This is a genomic window from Litoreibacter meonggei (assembly GCF_003663885.1).
GTDB classification, from domain to species: Bacteria; Pseudomonadota; Alphaproteobacteria; order Rhodobacterales; family Rhodobacteraceae; genus Litoreibacter; species Litoreibacter meonggei.
On record NZ_RCCE01000004.1, the window covers coordinates 375,418 to 390,801 of the forward strand.

Sequence of the window (15,384 nt, forward strand, 5' to 3'; positions counted from 1 at the left end):
GGCAGCCGTATCTAGTTTCGAAGCTCCACGATGCCGCAATTATCGGGATGCGTGCCTGTCAGCGCGTCAATCACATGCCCGTGGCAGACTACGGCTAACGGGCGGGCATCGCGAGCGCGTAAAGCGCTTGCAAGCAGCACCATTCGCGCCTCGAACACATCCGCTGGCTCAACCGGCACGCCGACGGCATTCAACTCCCCTTGATGCCACCAGATGTCGGGCAGATGGCTGAAACTAATGTCCGGAAAGACTGCCTGCAATGCGGCGGGCGCGCGTCCGACGTCGCAGCTATGCCCCAAATGCTCTCGGGTTTCGGCGACCACATGAATGTGGTCGGTCGGAAAGATCAGCCGGGCGGTTTGCAGCGCACGGGTCAGCGGCGAGCAGATCACCTCGCGAATGCCCAGCTCCGCCACATGTATGCGAGCTGCGGTAGCCTGTTCATGCCCAAGCGGGGTCAGGCCGGCATCAAAGATCATCGGGTCGCCTGCACCGGTAAACACGGCGTTGAAGGCGGACTGGCCATGGCGGATCAAGTGGATACTCATGGCATAGGCTTTAGCGTGATCGTGCCGACAGCACCAGCGCGCGCCAGTTCGGGGTCCAGCGACATCGGGATATACTCGCCGCGTCGCCATAGCACGCCCAAGTCATCGTAATGGCGTGAAAGTGGGTGGCCGGATTGTCCGGTCGCCATCACGAACAGCGAGCTGTCAGGGTCGCCGAAATCATAGACCCCGCGATACCCCGCCGCATGCACGTTCTGGAACGGCTCTGCTCCCTTGCCGGACGTGCGCCCGCGTAACAGCGTGTTGTCGCCGCCAGAGGTCGATTGACGAATATTCACGAAGACCGACAGCAACGGGATTTTTCCCAACACCTGATGGTCATGCGTCGCCTCATGCGCGTCGCCCCACCGCCAGCTTTCGATTGCAGGGCCATATTTCTCGCTCAGCCAGACCAAGGCGTCGTCCAGTGCCTGACGGGAGACATCCGTACAGGTCTCGATGGGGGCGGATTGCAGCACGTCACACCACACGGCAGCGCCCTCGGCATCGCGAAACACGCGCTCGATGAACAGCGGCTCCACATGGGTAAATTCCGTCTCCAGCGGACCAAGCTCATCGCGGATCAGCCGCGATTGCAACGCGCGAAGCCACGCAGCGTAAATCAATGGCTCGGGCAAATGCTCCGACATCTCGCCGTTCCATTCGGCCATCAGGTCCAGCGCGCGCTGGCGTTGCCGCTCCGGCGTGCCATCGGGCGCAGCCTCGCCGGTAAACCACAGATCGGCGGCAATCAGCGGCAACAGGGAGCGCGCGGTGAACGACACCGTGTCCAACTGCGCCTCCACGAAGCTGTCGCGGGTATGCACCTGACGGTTTAACATCAGCCGCCGCCAGCGCTGGACGCGCTGCGTGTCGCCATAGGTGTAGCTGACATGGTCGGGGAAGGGGCGCTCGATCACCTTGTTGTTGGTGTTGCCCAGAATGCCACCCGAGGGCCGTGTGAACTCGGGGTTCGACGCATAAGGCATCACTCCCACCCAGCGGTTCTGGTCCAGCCATCCCGGCGATGGAATACGTCCACGCGATTGATGCGCAGGGTTGCGGCGCGGTACATGGCCGATGGTTTTCAGCGCGATGCTGTCCTGATCCACGATGGTCAGGTTTTGCGCCGGGGACACGTAGTCGGCCGCCGCGGCAATGACCCCGGCTGTGCTGCTCGCTTTCATGATGCGCAAGGCGGCCTGAATGGAGGTGTCCTTGTCCGTGAGTAACGTCCAACTTAGTGCCGCCTCATGGTTCAACGGAGTGATTGTGCCAAGGTTGTAATGAGTCTCTGGCAGCACGGGGCCATTATCGGTCCAACGCAAATTGATGGTCTGGGACGGGGCGTCCTTGATCTCGATGATCGACTGACCGGTGCGGAACGGCTTGTAGCCGTCTGGTGTCAGGTATTCGTTCGGGTTGTCGGGGTTGAGCTTCTCGATCAGCACGTCCTGGTCGTCCACATAGGCTGTCGTCACGCCCCAACCCACTTTGTCGGAGCGACCGGTCAGCACAATCGGCATTCCCGGAATGGTCCCCCCGATAACCCCGCCCGAGGACAGGTCCAGCCGTGCCAGATACCAGATCGACGGGGCAGACAGCGCAAGGTGAGGGTCATTTGCCAGCAAAGTACCACCAGCCGCCGAACGCTCAGGGGCCGCCGCGAAAGCATTGGACGCACCCGCCAAGTCGCGCTCGGGGAAAGGTGATAGCGGGCCCTTCGGCCCACTGGTATTCGCGGCATAACGCGGCAGATCAAGGCCCTGCATCAGGCCCGCATAGTCCAACTCCGCTATGCCTTTGCCCGGTGTATCCGGCAGCAAATCGCGGACGCGTTCCGGTGTTAGCAGCAGCGAGGTGCGGGCGCGGATGACTTCCTCTTCCAGATGGCCGGACAGCTGAAGTCCCATAAGTTTGATAACCCCGATGCTGTCAGCGGGTTGCCATGGGGCGATTTGGGGCGAAAAGACAAAGAACTCCGGTGCGCCGCGCCCCAAGGCTTGCTGGTTCACCGTGCGCAGCCATGCGTTGACGCCAGCGGAATATGCGTCAAGTGCGGCCATGGTCTCCGCGTCTTGTGCGGCAACCGAGCGTTGCGCGAGACCGTACAGGTCAAGGCGCCGGATCAGTTTGTCTACATTCAGCGTGCGCTCACCGAACAGCTCGCTCAGGCGGCCTTGCACGGTACGGCGCAGCATGACCATTTGCCACAAACGGTCTTGGGCATGGGCAAACCCCAGCCCGAAATAGACGTCCTCATCCGCCTCGGCGAAAATATGCGGCACGCCGGAATTGTTTCGGATGATCTCGACCGGACCGCTAATCGCAGGCACGGTGTAGTCGGCATTGTAGTCGATCAACGAGCGCGAGGCGAGGTAATACACAGCCGTCAGCGCCAGCCCCGCCAGTACCACAAGCAGCATGAAAAGCCGCAACGACCATCTAAAAATCAGACCCATAGCCCCGCCATGTCCGCGCGCCGCTATTGACGCCTCAGCCCCTGTCGTTACATCGGTTGGCAGGCATAATCAAACAGATGAAACAGGGAGGGCCCGCGCATGGCCAAAGTTAGTTTTTTAGGGTTGGGCGTCATGGGCTACCCGATGGCGGGGCATCTGGCCAAGGCGGGCCACGAGGTTACCGTTTACAACCGTACTGCGGCCAAAGCGCAGAAATGGGCCTCCGAGCATGGCGGCACAGCCGCAGCCACCCCGCGCGAGGCGGCGCAAGGCGCAGATTTCGTCATGGCCTGTGTGGGCAACGACGACGACCTGCGCGCGGTGTGTCTGGGCGATGACGGAGCTTTTGCAGGCATGTCGGCCGGGTCGATCTTCGTGGACCACACGACAGTGTCGGCTAAAGTCACCCGCGAACTGTATGCAGTGGCGGATGCCAAGCAGATCAGCTTCGTCGACGCGCCGGTCTCCGGCGGCCAAGCGGGGGCCGAGAATGGCCAGCTGGGTGTCATGTGCGGCGGCGACCAAGGCGCCTATGACCGCGCGGAGCCTGTGATCGACGCCTACGCCAAGGCCTGCAAACGGCTCGGCGAGAACGGGGCAGGGCAGTTGACCAAGATGGTCAACCAAATCTGCATCGCAGGACTGGTTCAAGGCCTGTCTGAAGCGTTGCATTTCGCCGACAAAGCCGGGCTGGATGGCAAAGCGGTGGTCGAGGTGATCAGCCAAGGCGCGGCGGGGTCATGGCAGATGTCGAACCGCTTCGAGACGATGATTGACGACGAGTTCAACCACGGCTTCGCAGTCGACTGGATGCGCAAGGATTTGGGCATTTGTCTGGACACCGCCGACGAGAACGGCGCGTCCCTTCCGGTGACCGCCTTGGTGGATCAGTTCTACAAGGATGTGCAGAAGATCGGCGGTGGACGCTGGGACACGTCGTCTCTGATCAAGCGGTTGAGAGCGTTGGACGGGGAGGGTTGAAAACCAGACTATTGGCAAACATATCCGCAGTAGGACCTAACGGTGACGCGTGCGCGAGGTCGTGGCCCAAACGGCCAGCAGCTCCCGCTCGTGCTGTTTTCGGTCGCGCCCCGCTGGCGGCTGATTGTACAACGTCCGGTGTTGTCGATCCGTGTAACAACCTCCGCTCCTCTCTCGGCGCGGTCGATGCCATCCTCGCGCGTAACTTGGACCGAGGGTACGTTGCTCGCAACGAAATCTTTGCCCACATCTGCACAACGACTTGCGGCGTTTGCGGCATCTAATGATGGGCATTGCTCAGATGCCAACTCATGAGACCGATTTTGCGCTCGATCATAGGCCTGCGACTCCGGCGATCCCCAACAAGTTGAAACCGTACTTGCAACCGAAATATTTCCTCCGCTGACACCATCTATGCGGCACATACCAATTGTGCTGAGTACACCGTCATCTTGAGCGCTAACGGCCGAAGCGAGTGAACCAAGGAGAAACAGAAGCGAAAAAGCTCTAAACATCATAACATCCAATCATAAAAAAATATGACAAAGAATATCACGATGAGAACCCCGCGATCAAGTTTGAGACGCGGAGCACACTAGTCTTAGGGCGATATCCGCGTTTTGCGGGCCCTATTTGACCCCTTACGGGATGATACGGTTATACTTGTTGCCCTCAACCTGCGCGCCGGCGATCAGGCCGGATTGGCCGAAGACCACGGCAATAACCGGTGTCAGCGCTGTCGTGGTATCCACGCCCAGATTGCCCGCGTCATTGGCCACCGCGTAGCGGGCGTCTGCGCCAAGGGTCCAGCCGGGGGAACGGCGGAAGTCTGACAGGGCCTGCTCGGTCATGAAGAACAGCGCGTGGGAATATTGCTGCGCGCCGATCTGGAAACCAAAGCTGGCGGCAGTGGTCGAGTAGTAATCCACCGTCACGTCATTGACCCTGAGCGCGCCGCGCCCGTAGGAGCCGCCGATGCCGAAGCCCGCCTCGGAGACCAGCGGCATCATCAAGATGCCCGTTGCTTTGTTCGCAAGGTCGGTCGTGCCACCCACATTGCTATACATAAAGTCAAAGGCGCTATCCACGCGGGCGTCAATCTTTGACCCGCCTTGAGAGTTTACGCCGTTGCCGCAGGCCGCCAAAACTGTTGCGCTGCCGGAAGTCGCAAGGAAATTGCGCCGAGTGAGAATGCTCATGGGATATGCCTATATTTGTTTTACTGCCGTTGACCTCTGAAATTGGGCCTTGTGGATAAAATAAGGCAAGCCGTGCGCGATGTCACGCAAATTGAGGGGGGTCATGGGCGGGGGATCGCCGATTGTGATCACTTTCTATCCGCATAAATCTGCAAAATCGCGGCATAGGCCTCGGGTGGGGCGACGGTGAACACCCCAGCATTGCCCGCATCAAACGCGTCGCGCCAAGTCTGGTAACCCTCGGCAAAGCCGTCTGGTGGGGTCACGCCATCCATTACCAACTCGCCCGTGCCATCCGCATTGAACGCGGTTTCTGCGATAGGAGTATGGCCAACCTCCGGCCAGTCAAGCTTGCGCGCTTCGTCGTCGGGGGTCATGGATACCGACAGAACTGCACTATTGGCAGGTTCCGCACCCAGATCGGCGGCTGTGTCTATCCGTCCGATGGTGACGATTAATTGAGGGTGATCTTCCGTCTCGGGAAAGGTCCAGACTTGACCGACAGAATAACTCATCCGTTCAGCAGCTTTGCGGCGCGGGGGGCGAAATAGGTCAGGATGCCGTCGCAGCCCGCGCGTTTGAAGGCCATCAGGCTTTCCATCATCACCTTTTCCTCGTCGATCCAGCCTTTGGCACCTGCGCCCGCGATCATCGCGTATTCGCCGCTGACTTGATAGGCATAGGTCGGTGCCCCGAACTGGTCCTTCACGCGACGGCAGATGTCCAGATAGGGCAAGCCGGGTTTGACCATGACCATATCCGCACCCTCGCTAAGGTCACGGGCCACCAGACGCAGCGCCTCGTCGGAATTGGCGGGGTTCATCTGGTAGGTCTTCTTGTCGCCGGTCAAAGCTCCCGATGCGCCAACTGCGTCACGGAACGGACCGTAGAACGCCGAGGCGTACTTGGCGGCATAGCTGAGGATTGCGACGTCCTGACAGCCGTCCGCCTCCAACGCGCGGCGCATCGCGCCGATGCGGCCATCCATCATGTCGGACGGCCCGAGGATATCCGCGCCCGCCGCCGCCTGAGCCAGCGCCATCTTCACCAAGGCCTCCACGCTTTCGTCGTTGATGATCACCCCCTCGCGCACGATGCCGTCATGGCCGGACGCATTGTAAGGGTCGAGCGCCACGTCGGTCATCACCGCGACCTCCGGCACCGCCGATTTGATTGCCGCCGTGACGCGGTTGGACAGGTTGTCAGGGGACCACGCCAAGGCGCAATCATCGGTTTTCAGCGACGGGTCGATATAGGGAAAGATGCAGATCGCGGGGATGCCGAGGTCGCGGGCCTCCTTCGCGGCGTCCACCGCGCGGTCGAGCGTCAAGCGCGACACGCCGGGCATGGAGAGGATCGGGTGCACGTCATTCTCGCCGTCCATCACGAAGATCGGCCAGATCAGGTCGTCCACCGACAACACGTTCTCGGCAGCCAACCCGCGCAAGGCAGGGGTGCGGCGCAACCGGCGCAGGCGGGTGGCGGGAAAGGGCGCGTTGATCGGAATGAGGGACATCGGGCAGGGGCTTTCGTGGTAGGATTTCGTTAGTGGTCGCATGATATTCACACCGCCTCAAGCCCTTGGCGGGAAAACGCGGGCCCTGGCCTTTCCATCGCCGTAATCCGCGACTAGGGTGCGCTCTGCATAACCAACCGACCAATGAGGCGCCTAAGCGTGGATTTTTACTCAACCGCTTTCGAGCTGATCGACATGCGCTCCTTCTCAAACCTGTGGTTCTGGATCACGCTGGCCTACGCATGGTCGGCAGCTTCACATTACGTGATCGGCGTGCCGTATGATGTCGTGGCGCGGGCCGTAAAATATGGCGGGCAAGTGGAACAAGATCTGAAAGATCTGGTCCGCATCAACGCCAACCGCTTCACCTATATCGCAGATACAGCCGGTAACTGGCTGGTAGGATTTGGTTTTTTCGCGCTGACCGCGCTGGCCTTGCTGGGCTTTTACTACGGGTTGGAGTTTTCACAGGCGATGTTCCTGATATTCGCGCCCATGTCGCTGGTCTTTGCGCTGTCGGTGCGTTGCGCACGGCGGATCGACCACACATCGCTCGTCGATATCCGGCTGAAACTGCGGCGCCAACGGCTGGCCATTCAGGTGATCGGGATGTTCTCGATCCTTGTTACGTCAATGTGGGGGATGTTCCACAACCTGTCCGTGGGCGTGCTGGGCGGTTGACACCCGCGCCCGATGACGTAGGTCAGCGGCCATGGACATGATCACGATTTCCGGCGCCCCCGAGGGCTTTGACGCGCAACTCTTGCTCAAGGAGCTGGAGCGCGGCCCCGTCGTGCATGTGGCCCGCGACGACAAGCGCATGGCCGCGATGCGCACTGCGTTAAGTTTTTTCGCGCCCGAAGTGCCGGTGCTGGACTTCCCCGCATGGGATTGCCTGCCTTACGACCGCGTGTCCCCCAACGCCGATGTGGCTGCCGCGCGGATGGCGACATTGGCGGGGCTGGCAGGCGGTGTGCCGGGGCCGTTTATTTTGCTGACGACTTTGGCCGCCGCCACGCAATACGTACCTGCGCGCGAGGTCTTGGCTGGGGCCTCCTTCGTGGCCGAGGTGGACCGCCAGATCAACGAAACCGCCTTGCGCGACTACCTTGTGCGCATGGGCTTTTCGCAAAGCCCAACGGTGATGGAGCCGGGCGATTACGCCATTCGCGGCGGCATCATCGACATCTATCCACCGGGCGAATCCGGCCCCGTGCGGCTGGACCTGTTCGGCGACGTGCTGGACGGCGCGCGGCGGTTTGATCCGGCGACGCAACGCACGACCGAGAAGTTGACGCGGGTTGAATTAGCCCCCGTCTCCGAAATCATTCTGGACGAGGCGGCGATCACCCGGTTCCGCCAGAACTACCGCATCGAGTTCGGCGCGGCGGGGACGGATGATCCTTTGTATGAAGCGGTCTCGGCGGGGCGCAAGCATCAAGGTGTCGAGCATTGGTTGCCGTTCTTTCACGAGAAGCTGGAAACCATCTTCGACTATCTCCCCGACGCCGTGGTGGCGCTGGACGACCAGACCGCGCCCGCACGGTTGGCGCGGTGGGAGAGCATTGCTGACCAGTACGAGAATCGCACCGAGGCGCTGAAATCCAAGGCGCGGATGGACAGTGTTTACAAACCTGTCCCGCCCCAGCTTTTGTATCTGGACGATGCCGCCTTTAAGAAAGCGTTAACTGATACCCGCGTGCTGCAACTGGCCGTGCTGCCACAGGCGACGGGCGCGGGTGTGGTGGATGCCGGCGGGCGTATTGGGCGCAATTTTGCGCCTGAGCGCCAAGCCGAAGATCGCAACATATTCAGCGCCTTGGCGGACCATATTAATGCGCTCAAGGCCGAGCGCGCGGTGGTCATCGCCAGCTTCTCGGACGGGGCGCGGGAGCGGCTGCACGGGTTGCTGAGTGACCAAGACATTCACGACGTCAAGCTGGTGTCCTCCTTCAAAGATGTGCGCGAAAGCGGCGTTCATTTGACCGTTTGGGGACTGGAGCAAGGTTTCACCGGCGCGGGTCTCGCCGTGGTTTCGGAGCAGGACGTACTGGGCGACCGGCTCATCCGCCGCGCCAAGAAAACCAAGCGGGCGGAGAACTTCCTGACCGAAGCGCAAGGGCTGTCCTTGGGTGAGTTGATCGTCCATGTCGACCACGGCATCGGGCGCTATATAGGCTTGGAAACCGTCACCGCCGCCGGTGCGCCGCATGAGTGCATCTTGCTGGAATATGCGGGCGGGGACCGGCTGTATCTACCGGTCGAGAACGTGGAACTGCTGTCGCGCTACGGCCATGAGGAAGGCTTGCTCGACAAGCTGGGCGGTGGCGCGTGGCAGGCGAAGAAAGCGCGGCTGAAACAGCGCATCCGCGATATGGCTGACCGTCTGATCCGCATCGCCGCAGAACGCGAATTGCGCCGTGCGCCCATTCTGGAAGCCCCTGCGGATATGTGGGAAGCTTTCTGCGCGCGCTTTCCATATGAGGAAACCGAGGATCAGTTAACCACCATTGAGGCGGTGATGGACGATCTGGCAAAGGGTCGCCCGATGGACCGCTTGGTCTGCGGCGACGTGGGGTTCGGCAAAACCGAAGTCGCCATGCGGGCGGCCTTCATCGCGGCGGCATCCGGCTTGCAGGTGGCGGTCGTCGCGCCCACGACGCTGCTGTCGCGCCAGCACACGCAAAGCTTCAAGGATCGCTTCCGTGGCTTCCCGATCAACGTGCGGCAGCTGTCGCGGTTTGTCGGCACCAAAGAGGCCGCCGAGACCCGCAAGGGGCTGGCGGATGGCACGGTGGATATCGTTGTGGGGACCCATGCAGTGCTGTCGAAACAGGTCAATATCAAGAACCTTGGATTGCTGATTATTGATGAAGAACAACACTTTGGCGTACAACATAAAGAGCGGCTGAAGCAGCTACGCTCCGACATTCACGTGCTGACCCTGTCGGCCACGCCGATCCCGCGCACCTTGCAACTCAGCCTGTCCGGCGTTCGGGAGTTGTCGATCATCGGCACGCCGCCCATCGACCGTCTGGCGATCCGCACCTATGTGTCGGAGTTCGACACCGTCACCATGCGCGAGGCGCTTTTGCGCGAACATTATCGCGGCGGGCAAAGTTTCTACGTGGTGCCGCGCGTCACCGACCTGCCGGATATCGAGGCGTGGATGAAGGAGCATGTGCCGGAAGTGACCTATCTGGTCGCCCACGGGCAAATGGCGCCGGGCGAGTTGGACAGCCGGATGAACGCGTTTTATGACGGCAAGTATGACGTGCTGCTGGCGACCACGATTATCGAATCCGGCATCGACATTCCGACCGCCAACACAATGATCATCCACCGCGCGGATATGTTCGGACTGAGTCAGCTCTATCAAATTCGCGGACGGGTGGGCCGCTCGAAGACTCGCGCTTATGCCTACCTGACCACCAAGCCGCGCCAGAAACTGACGCCCACCGCCGAGAAGCGGTTGCGGGTGCTGGGGTCGATTGACTCACTCGGCGCGGGCTTTAACATCGCCAGCCAAGACCTTGATATCAGGGGCGCAGGTAATGTTTTGGGCGAGGAACAGTCCGGCAACATGCGCGAGGTCGGCTACGAGTTGTACCAGTCGATGCTGGAGGAGGCGGTCGCCAAAATCCGCTCCGGACAGTTGGAAGGCCTGACTGATGGGGATGACCAATGGGCGCCGACGATTAACCTTGGCGTGCCAGTGCTGATCCCGGAAGACTACGTGCCTGATCTTGATGTGCGTCTGGGGCTCTATCGCCGCCTGTCCGGCCTGACCACCAAGGTGGAGCTGGAAGGCTTTGCTGCCGAGTTGATCGACCGTTTCGGCAAGCTGCCGCGCGAGGTCAACACGCTGATGCTCGTGGTGCGGATCAAGGCGATGTGCAAACGCGCCGGTATCGCCAAGCTGAACGCGGGCGAACGCGGGGCGACCATCGAGTTCCACAACAACAAGTTCGCCAAGCCGGAAGGGTTGGTCGAGTATCTTCAGGACGAACGGAACATGGCCAAGCTGCGTGACAACAAGGTTGTCGTGCGGCGCGATTGGAAAAAAGAGGCGGACAAGATCAAGGGTGCCTTCGCCATTGCCCGCGACCTAGCGGAACATGCGGGCACGTTCAAACCGGCGAAGAAGGCGAAGGCCTGATCTGCGCGGGGTTTTGCGTCTCGGTAATGTGGTGACCTGAAAGAGAAGTCGGCGGCCGCCGGTTTGAGGCGGATCATATACCGTCTTGCGCAAAACGGATCGGCCCTTGTCCCCTGCACCCTGTCTCGGGGTGATCTTCGGAAATTCGGAAGATCCTGGTCTTCTGTCGTCGTTGGATATCCGAGCGGAGGCTTAAGCCACCAAGGCTTTCAACTGCGTTAACCTTGCGTGCGCTGCTCAGTCGATGGCGTAGTCGTCATAGGCTGAAATCCACGCCTCGTTGCAGCCCTCGGGCAGGCCGGGGCGACCGGTGGACATGTGCAAGGACACCTCGTCAAAGCCACTCAGTTGTGCGCGCAGGGCGTCGAGATCGTAAGTGTTTTGCAAGGTTTGGAGCGAGGCGGTGGTCCCAAACCACACCCGCTGCTGCTCGCCGCAGATGCCCGCGCATTCCTGAAAATAACGCTGGTAAACCAAGGGACTGCACTGCTCGATCGGGGTGATTGAGCGCAAAGCTGGGGCCATGACGAGGAAGGATACCGGCGTATAAGGCTTGATTGCATAGTTTTCGTAGAAGGCGACGACAAACAGGCCGAACAACGTGATCAACGGCGTCAGGACTATCGCGGCCAGTATCCCCAGCTTTTTGAGAGGGCGTTTCAAGCCGCACCTGTGAGAGAGCCATGGCCAGCAAAGCGTGGCATAGCTAGCGAAGTCCACCTTTCACGATGGCATACCCGATGACGGATAGGATAGAGGTGCCAACTGCCAGCGGTAGGGGAGTGCCATCGAACGCAAGGCCGATGGGCGCTGCAATTGCTGCACCTAGCACTGTTGCAACGGCCCCCAACACCGACGCGGCGAGACCTGCAATATGGCCGACCGGCTCCATCGCCAAGGCGTTCAGGTTGCCGATCACCAGCCCCGCCATGAAAAACAGAGAGATGGTCCAGACGATGTAGAGCGGGAAAGGAACCACCGCAAAAAGACCCGCCAGCAGGACCGCCACCGAGAAGAATATCTGCATCCCGAAGCCAACAGAGATCATCCGTTGCATCCCCAAACGCACCACCAGCCGTGCGTTCAGGATTGACGCGGTGCCTGCAACGAGGGCGATCAACGCAAACCAACGCGGGAAGGTGTCAGCGCGTCCAAAACTGGTCTCGAAGATTTGCTGAGTGGAACTGAGACACCCGAACAGCATCCCGAGGGATAGAACCTGAAGCAAGGTCGAGAGGGTGAACACTTTGTGCGAAAAGCATTCCTTGGTTGCCGCCACAAGTGACGCCAACCGGAATGGTCTGCGGGCCTCCAACGGCAAGGTTTCCGGTTGGCGGATCATCAGCCAGCCAATCACCAGAACGGCAAAGAGCACGAAACTGTAAAACACCGCGCGCCACCCGAATCCTGCGATAATGTAGCTTCCCACAAGGGGGGCGACCGCAGGCACGAGGGTGAAGATCATCATCGCATAGGACATGATCGCGGCCATGGACCGGCCTTCATACTGGTCGCGCACGATCGCAATGGCCACGACCCTTGGACCCGCCACGCCTAAGCCTTGCACGATACGGCTGGCAAGCATGGTTTCGAGTGACTCGGCTTGCCCTGCCATGGCCGCGCCGATGATATACAGCAACGCACCGCCAAAGATCACCGGCTTGCGGCCAAAGCTGTCGGAGAGCGGCCCCGTGACGATGGTGCCGATCCCCATGCCCAGCACAAAGCTGGTCAGCACCAGTTGCGCACGGTTCGGCGCGTCAGGGCTGAGTGCGTGGGCAATATCTGGCAGCGCTGGCAGCATGGAGTCGATGCTGAAGGCGGTTAAGGCCATGGTTGCGGCGATCAGCGCGATAAACTCGGGCTGCGACAGACGCCGTGTGGGGCGGTTCATAGCTTGGCCTTTGCGTAAAGGTAGATTGCCAATGCCCAGACCAAGAGCTCGAACGAGAAGGTCCAATGCAGGATATACGATAAGACGAAGTGGCTTTGAGTGGCAGGCACAGTGAACAGGTGGAACAGCTGATCGGTGAAGGGCAAGCCCCACGCAATATCGCCCGCAACTGTGTCGAGCAGCAGGTGCAGGAGAATGCCCGCAAAAAAGGCGCGGGCAGGCGGCAGCCAGCGCGGCTTCCAGCGGCGCAGAGCCAGCATTGTGGGCAGCCAGACGACAAACCAGAAAAAGGGAATATGGACCCAGTAGTGGTGATGATGAATGGCGCGGTTGTCGACGAGGTAGAACCAGATCAGGTCGAAATCAGGTAAGATCGCCCCGATGATCGCGGCAGGCATCAACCAAGGATGAACCCCGTAGCGTTGCGCCGTTCGGCCAAGGATGTATCCGGACGGCAAATGCGCGGTAATCATGTCTGGTCTGCGAGTTGCTCGTTGAGTTCCTCGATCACATTGGCCCAGAGTTGGGGCTGTTGCGCACCGGACAACACATGCTGGTTGGCCACAATAAAAGTCGGCACGCCTGATACACCGCGCTCGCGGGCATTGGCGTCACGGGCGCGGATGCCGTCAACGTCCTGATCGGTTGCCAACAGACGCGCAACCATTTCGCGGTCCGTCTCGGCGGCCTCGGCAATGTCGAGCAGCACCTCCGTGTCGCCGATATCAAGGCCTTCCTTGAAATAGGCCTTGAACAGCTTGGAGACGATTGCAGTCTGCCTCCCCTCCAGCCCCGCCCAATGGATCAAGCGGTGGGCGTTGATCGTGTTGGGCGTGCGCTGGATGGCCCCGAAATCTATGTCGAGCCCCGCGGCCTCTGCGGCTTCTGCGATCTGGCCGTAGACGCGCACGGCGCCTTCCTTGCCGCCGAACTTGTGCTCAAGATATTCGCGGCGGTCCATGCCGCCTGCGGGCATTGTCGGGTTCAACTGGAAAGGGTGCCATTCGATGGTGAACGGGTGATCCGGAGCGGCCTCCAACGCGCGGTCCAGATGAGCCTTGCCGATATAGCACCACGGGCAGATGACGTCGGAAATTATGTCGAGTTTAATCATTGGGGGCCTCAAATGCGTCGCGCAACAAGCGCCTGTTCAGCTTGCCGTTTCCCCCTTTAGGCAACGTGTCGCGGTGGATGTAAAGGCGCGGTTGCTTGTAGCGGGCGAGCAGGCTCTGTGCATGGGTGCGCAGAGTGTCTTCGTCGATGGGAGTATCCGCAGCATAGAACAGGGCGATCACCTGCGTGTCGGCCTTGATTTCAGCGGCTGTTGCGGCGCATCCGGTGATACCGTGAAAGTCGTTGAAGGCGGATTCGACCTCTAGCGGCGACACGCGGTAGCCGCCCGCGTTCATCATGTCATCATTGCGGCCCATATAGGTGATATCGCCCTCGGCACTCATGGTTACGGTGTCGGCGGTGGTGAACCAGTCGCCATCCGGCAGGGAGGCGTCGAGATAGCCCAGCATCAGGCCCGGATCGTCGCGGTGGATGGCGAGCAGACCGGGGGTGTCGGGCGGCACCGGTTTGCCGTCTTGCAGCACGGCAATGCGACGGCCCTGTTGCGGCCTGCCGGACGTGCCGGACTTCGCGGGCATCGCGGGGGAGCCGGAGATGAAGGTGGAGCATTCCGACATGCCGAGCGCTTCGTGGATATCGGTGCCGGTCTGCGTGCGCCATTGCGTGCGCAGCGCGTCGGGCAGGCTTTCACCAGCGGACAGGCCGTGGCGCAGATGGGGTAAGGTCGGCAAGGGTGACTTTAACATTTGCCGGTAAACGCCCGGTGCGGCTGCGAAAATACTGGCTTTGTGCTCGGACGCCAGATTGCCCAAGGCCGAGGACGGCACGCCCAAGGCGGGGATCAGCGTCGTGGCCCCGATGCTCCACGGATCCATCAAGCCGGTGCCGAGCGTATAGGTCCAGTTGAACGCGCCTGCATGCATCATCCGGTCGTCGGGCGTCAGGCCGTACCAGCCTTGCCACATCATCCGCCGCGCCCAGATGGCGCGATGGGCATGGCGCACACCGCTGGGACGGCCAGAGGTGCCGGAGGTAAAGATGATATAGGCCAGCCGGTTTGGATCGCCCATGACGGGCGGGATCGGGTCGGCCTCGGGAAGCGTGGTCAGGACTGGTGCAGCGTGGTCGGGCAGGGACACGCCGTCCTGATGCAGGATAAGCGCGGGATCGGTTTGTTGCGCAATGTCGGTCGCTTCCGGCCCGGTCAGTTGCGACGAGGCGGGGATGGGAATGAGACCCGCCCAGATGCAGGCCAGATAGGCCACGGGGAAGTCCGGGGTGTTGCCAAGACGGAACAAGATGCGGTCGCCCTCGGTGAAGCCCTGCGCGCGCAGCCCGCCCGCCACGCGGGTCACACGTGTCAGCAGCGCGCGATAGGTCAGAATTTCGGGCGCACCACCGACGACTTCCAGCGCGGCTTTGTCGCCTAAAGCTGTGGCATGGGACAGCACATAAGCGGCCATGTTGAAAGGCGCGGGACAGTGCGGCGGCGGGCCTTGATCGAAGACGGAGATTTGCATGGGCAGAGGGCTAGCCCCCATTGCCAGTCGC

General features: G+C 61.0%; 13 protein-coding genes. 3 read left to right on the top strand and 10 right to left on the bottom strand.

Going from position 1 to position 15,384, the window contains the following annotated elements:
* Positions 1-11: 11 nt before the first annotated feature.
* Positions 12-548 (bottom strand): histidine phosphatase family protein, encoded by a 537-nt coding sequence (locus tag BCF46_RS13775; RefSeq protein WP_170157940.1) that lies wholly within the window; start codon positions 546-548, stop codon positions 12-14.
* A complete protein-coding gene (locus BCF46_RS13780; protein WP_121025268.1) occupies positions 545-3,010 on the bottom strand; it encodes a penicillin acylase family protein in 2,466 nt (821 codons plus the stop codon). Before BCF46_RS13780 ends, BCF46_RS13775 begins: the two co-directional genes overlap by 4 nt.
* A gap of 99 nt (positions 3,011-3,109) precedes the next feature.
* On the opposite strand from BCF46_RS13780, the gene BCF46_RS13785 reads away from it, so the two are divergent.
* Positions 3,110-3,991, top strand: coding sequence for an NAD(P)-dependent oxidoreductase (locus BCF46_RS13785; RefSeq protein ID WP_121025271.1), 882 nt, complete (start codon positions 3,110-3,112; stop codon positions 3,989-3,991).
* A 641-nt stretch (positions 3,992-4,632) separates the two neighbouring features.
* Here the strand turns inward: BCF46_RS13785 and BCF46_RS13790 are convergent.
* The 3 genes from BCF46_RS13790 to hemB form a co-directional block, all read right to left on the bottom strand.
* Positions 4,633-5,190 (bottom strand): lipid-binding SYLF domain-containing protein, encoded by a 558-nt coding sequence (locus tag BCF46_RS13790; RefSeq protein WP_121025274.1) that lies wholly within the window; start codon positions 5,188-5,190, stop codon positions 4,633-4,635.
* A gap of 128 nt (positions 5,191-5,318) precedes the next feature.
* The gene (locus BCF46_RS13795; RefSeq protein ID WP_121025277.1) at positions 5,319-5,705 is read right to left on the bottom strand and encodes a hypothetical protein; all 387 of its coding nucleotides are present in this window, start codon (positions 5,703-5,705) and stop codon (positions 5,319-5,321) included.
* The gene (gene hemB / locus BCF46_RS13800; RefSeq protein ID WP_425454428.1) at positions 5,702-6,706 is read right to left on the bottom strand and encodes a porphobilinogen synthase; all 1,005 of its coding nucleotides are present in this window, start codon (positions 6,704-6,706) and stop codon (positions 5,702-5,704) included. Before hemB ends, BCF46_RS13795 begins: the two co-directional genes overlap by 4 nt.
* A gap of 159 nt (positions 6,707-6,865) precedes the next feature.
* Here hemB and BCF46_RS13805 point away from each other — a divergent pair, with 159 nt between their 5' ends.
* On the top strand, positions 6,866-7,387 hold the full coding sequence (locus BCF46_RS13805) for a component of SufBCD complex (protein WP_121025283.1): 522 nt from the start codon (positions 6,866-6,868) through the stop codon (positions 7,385-7,387).
* 31 nt (positions 7,388-7,418) lie between these two features.
* A complete protein-coding gene (gene mfd / locus BCF46_RS13810) occupies positions 7,419-10,865 on the top strand; it encodes a transcription-repair coupling factor (protein WP_121025286.1) in 3,447 nt (1,148 codons plus the stop codon).
* A 237-nt stretch (positions 10,866-11,102) separates the two neighbouring features.
* Here the strand turns inward: mfd and BCF46_RS13815 are convergent, their stop codons facing one another.
* From BCF46_RS13815 to BCF46_RS13835, 5 genes are read right to left on the bottom strand one after another with little or no spacing between them, the layout of a single operon-like run.
* Positions 11,103-11,528: a hypothetical protein gene (locus BCF46_RS13815; protein ID WP_121025289.1), complete on the bottom strand. Its 426-nt coding sequence runs from the start codon at positions 11,526-11,528 to the stop codon at positions 11,103-11,105.
* Positions 11,529-11,571: 43 nt separating this feature from the next.
* Complete coding sequence (locus BCF46_RS13820; RefSeq protein ID WP_121025292.1) at positions 11,572-12,759, bottom strand: multidrug effflux MFS transporter; 1,188 nt, start codon at positions 12,757-12,759, stop codon at positions 11,572-11,574.
* Entirely contained in the window at positions 12,756-13,232 is a 477-nt protein-coding gene (locus BCF46_RS13825) for a metal-dependent hydrolase (protein ID WP_121025295.1), read from the bottom strand. The genes BCF46_RS13820 and BCF46_RS13825 overlap by 4 nt, the downstream gene beginning before the upstream one ends.
* Positions 13,229-13,873: a DsbA family oxidoreductase gene (locus BCF46_RS13830; RefSeq protein ID WP_211332818.1), complete on the bottom strand. Its 645-nt coding sequence runs from the start codon at positions 13,871-13,873 to the stop codon at positions 13,229-13,231. Before BCF46_RS13830 ends, BCF46_RS13825 begins: the two co-directional genes overlap by 4 nt.
* A complete protein-coding gene (locus tag BCF46_RS13835) occupies positions 13,866-15,353 on the bottom strand; it encodes a class I adenylate-forming enzyme family protein (protein WP_121025301.1) in 1,488 nt (495 codons plus the stop codon). Before BCF46_RS13835 ends, BCF46_RS13830 begins: the two co-directional genes overlap by 8 nt.
* Between the last annotated feature and the right edge of the window lie 31 nt (positions 15,354-15,384).

Coding starts and splice junctions, on each gene's coding strand:
- mfd (WP_121025286.1), top strand. CDS start 7,419: ATGGACATGATCACGATTTCCGGCGCCCCCGAGGGCTTTGACGCGCAA.
- BCF46_RS13775 (WP_170157940.1), bottom strand. CDS start 548: ATGAGTATCCACTTGATCCGCCATGGCCAGTCCGCCTTCAACGCCGTG.
- hemB (WP_425454428.1), bottom strand. CDS start 6,706: ATGTCCCTCATTCCGATCAACGCGCCCTTTCCCGCCACCCGCCTGCGC.
- BCF46_RS13795 (WP_121025277.1), bottom strand. CDS start 5,705: ATGAGTTATTCTGTCGGTCAAGTCTGGACCTTTCCCGAGACGGAAGAT.
- BCF46_RS13820 (WP_121025292.1), bottom strand. CDS start 12,759: ATGAACCGCCCCACACGGCGTCTGTCGCAGCCCGAGTTTATCGCGCTG.
- BCF46_RS13830 (WP_211332818.1), bottom strand. CDS start 13,873: ATGATTAAACTCGACATAATTTCCGACGTCATCTGCCCGTGGTGCTAT.
- BCF46_RS13785 (WP_121025271.1), top strand. CDS start 3,110: ATGGCCAAAGTTAGTTTTTTAGGGTTGGGCGTCATGGGCTACCCGATG.
- BCF46_RS13835 (WP_121025301.1), bottom strand. CDS start 15,353: ATGCAAATCTCCGTCTTCGATCAAGGCCCGCCGCCGCACTGTCCCGCG.
- BCF46_RS13780 (WP_121025268.1), bottom strand. CDS start 3,010: ATGGGTCTGATTTTTAGATGGTCGTTGCGGCTTTTCATGCTGCTTGTG.
- BCF46_RS13825 (WP_121025295.1), bottom strand. CDS start 13,232: ATGATTACCGCGCATTTGCCGTCCGGATACATCCTTGGCCGAACGGCG.
- BCF46_RS13790 (WP_121025274.1), bottom strand. CDS start 5,190: ATGAGCATTCTCACTCGGCGCAATTTCCTTGCGACTTCCGGCAGCGCA.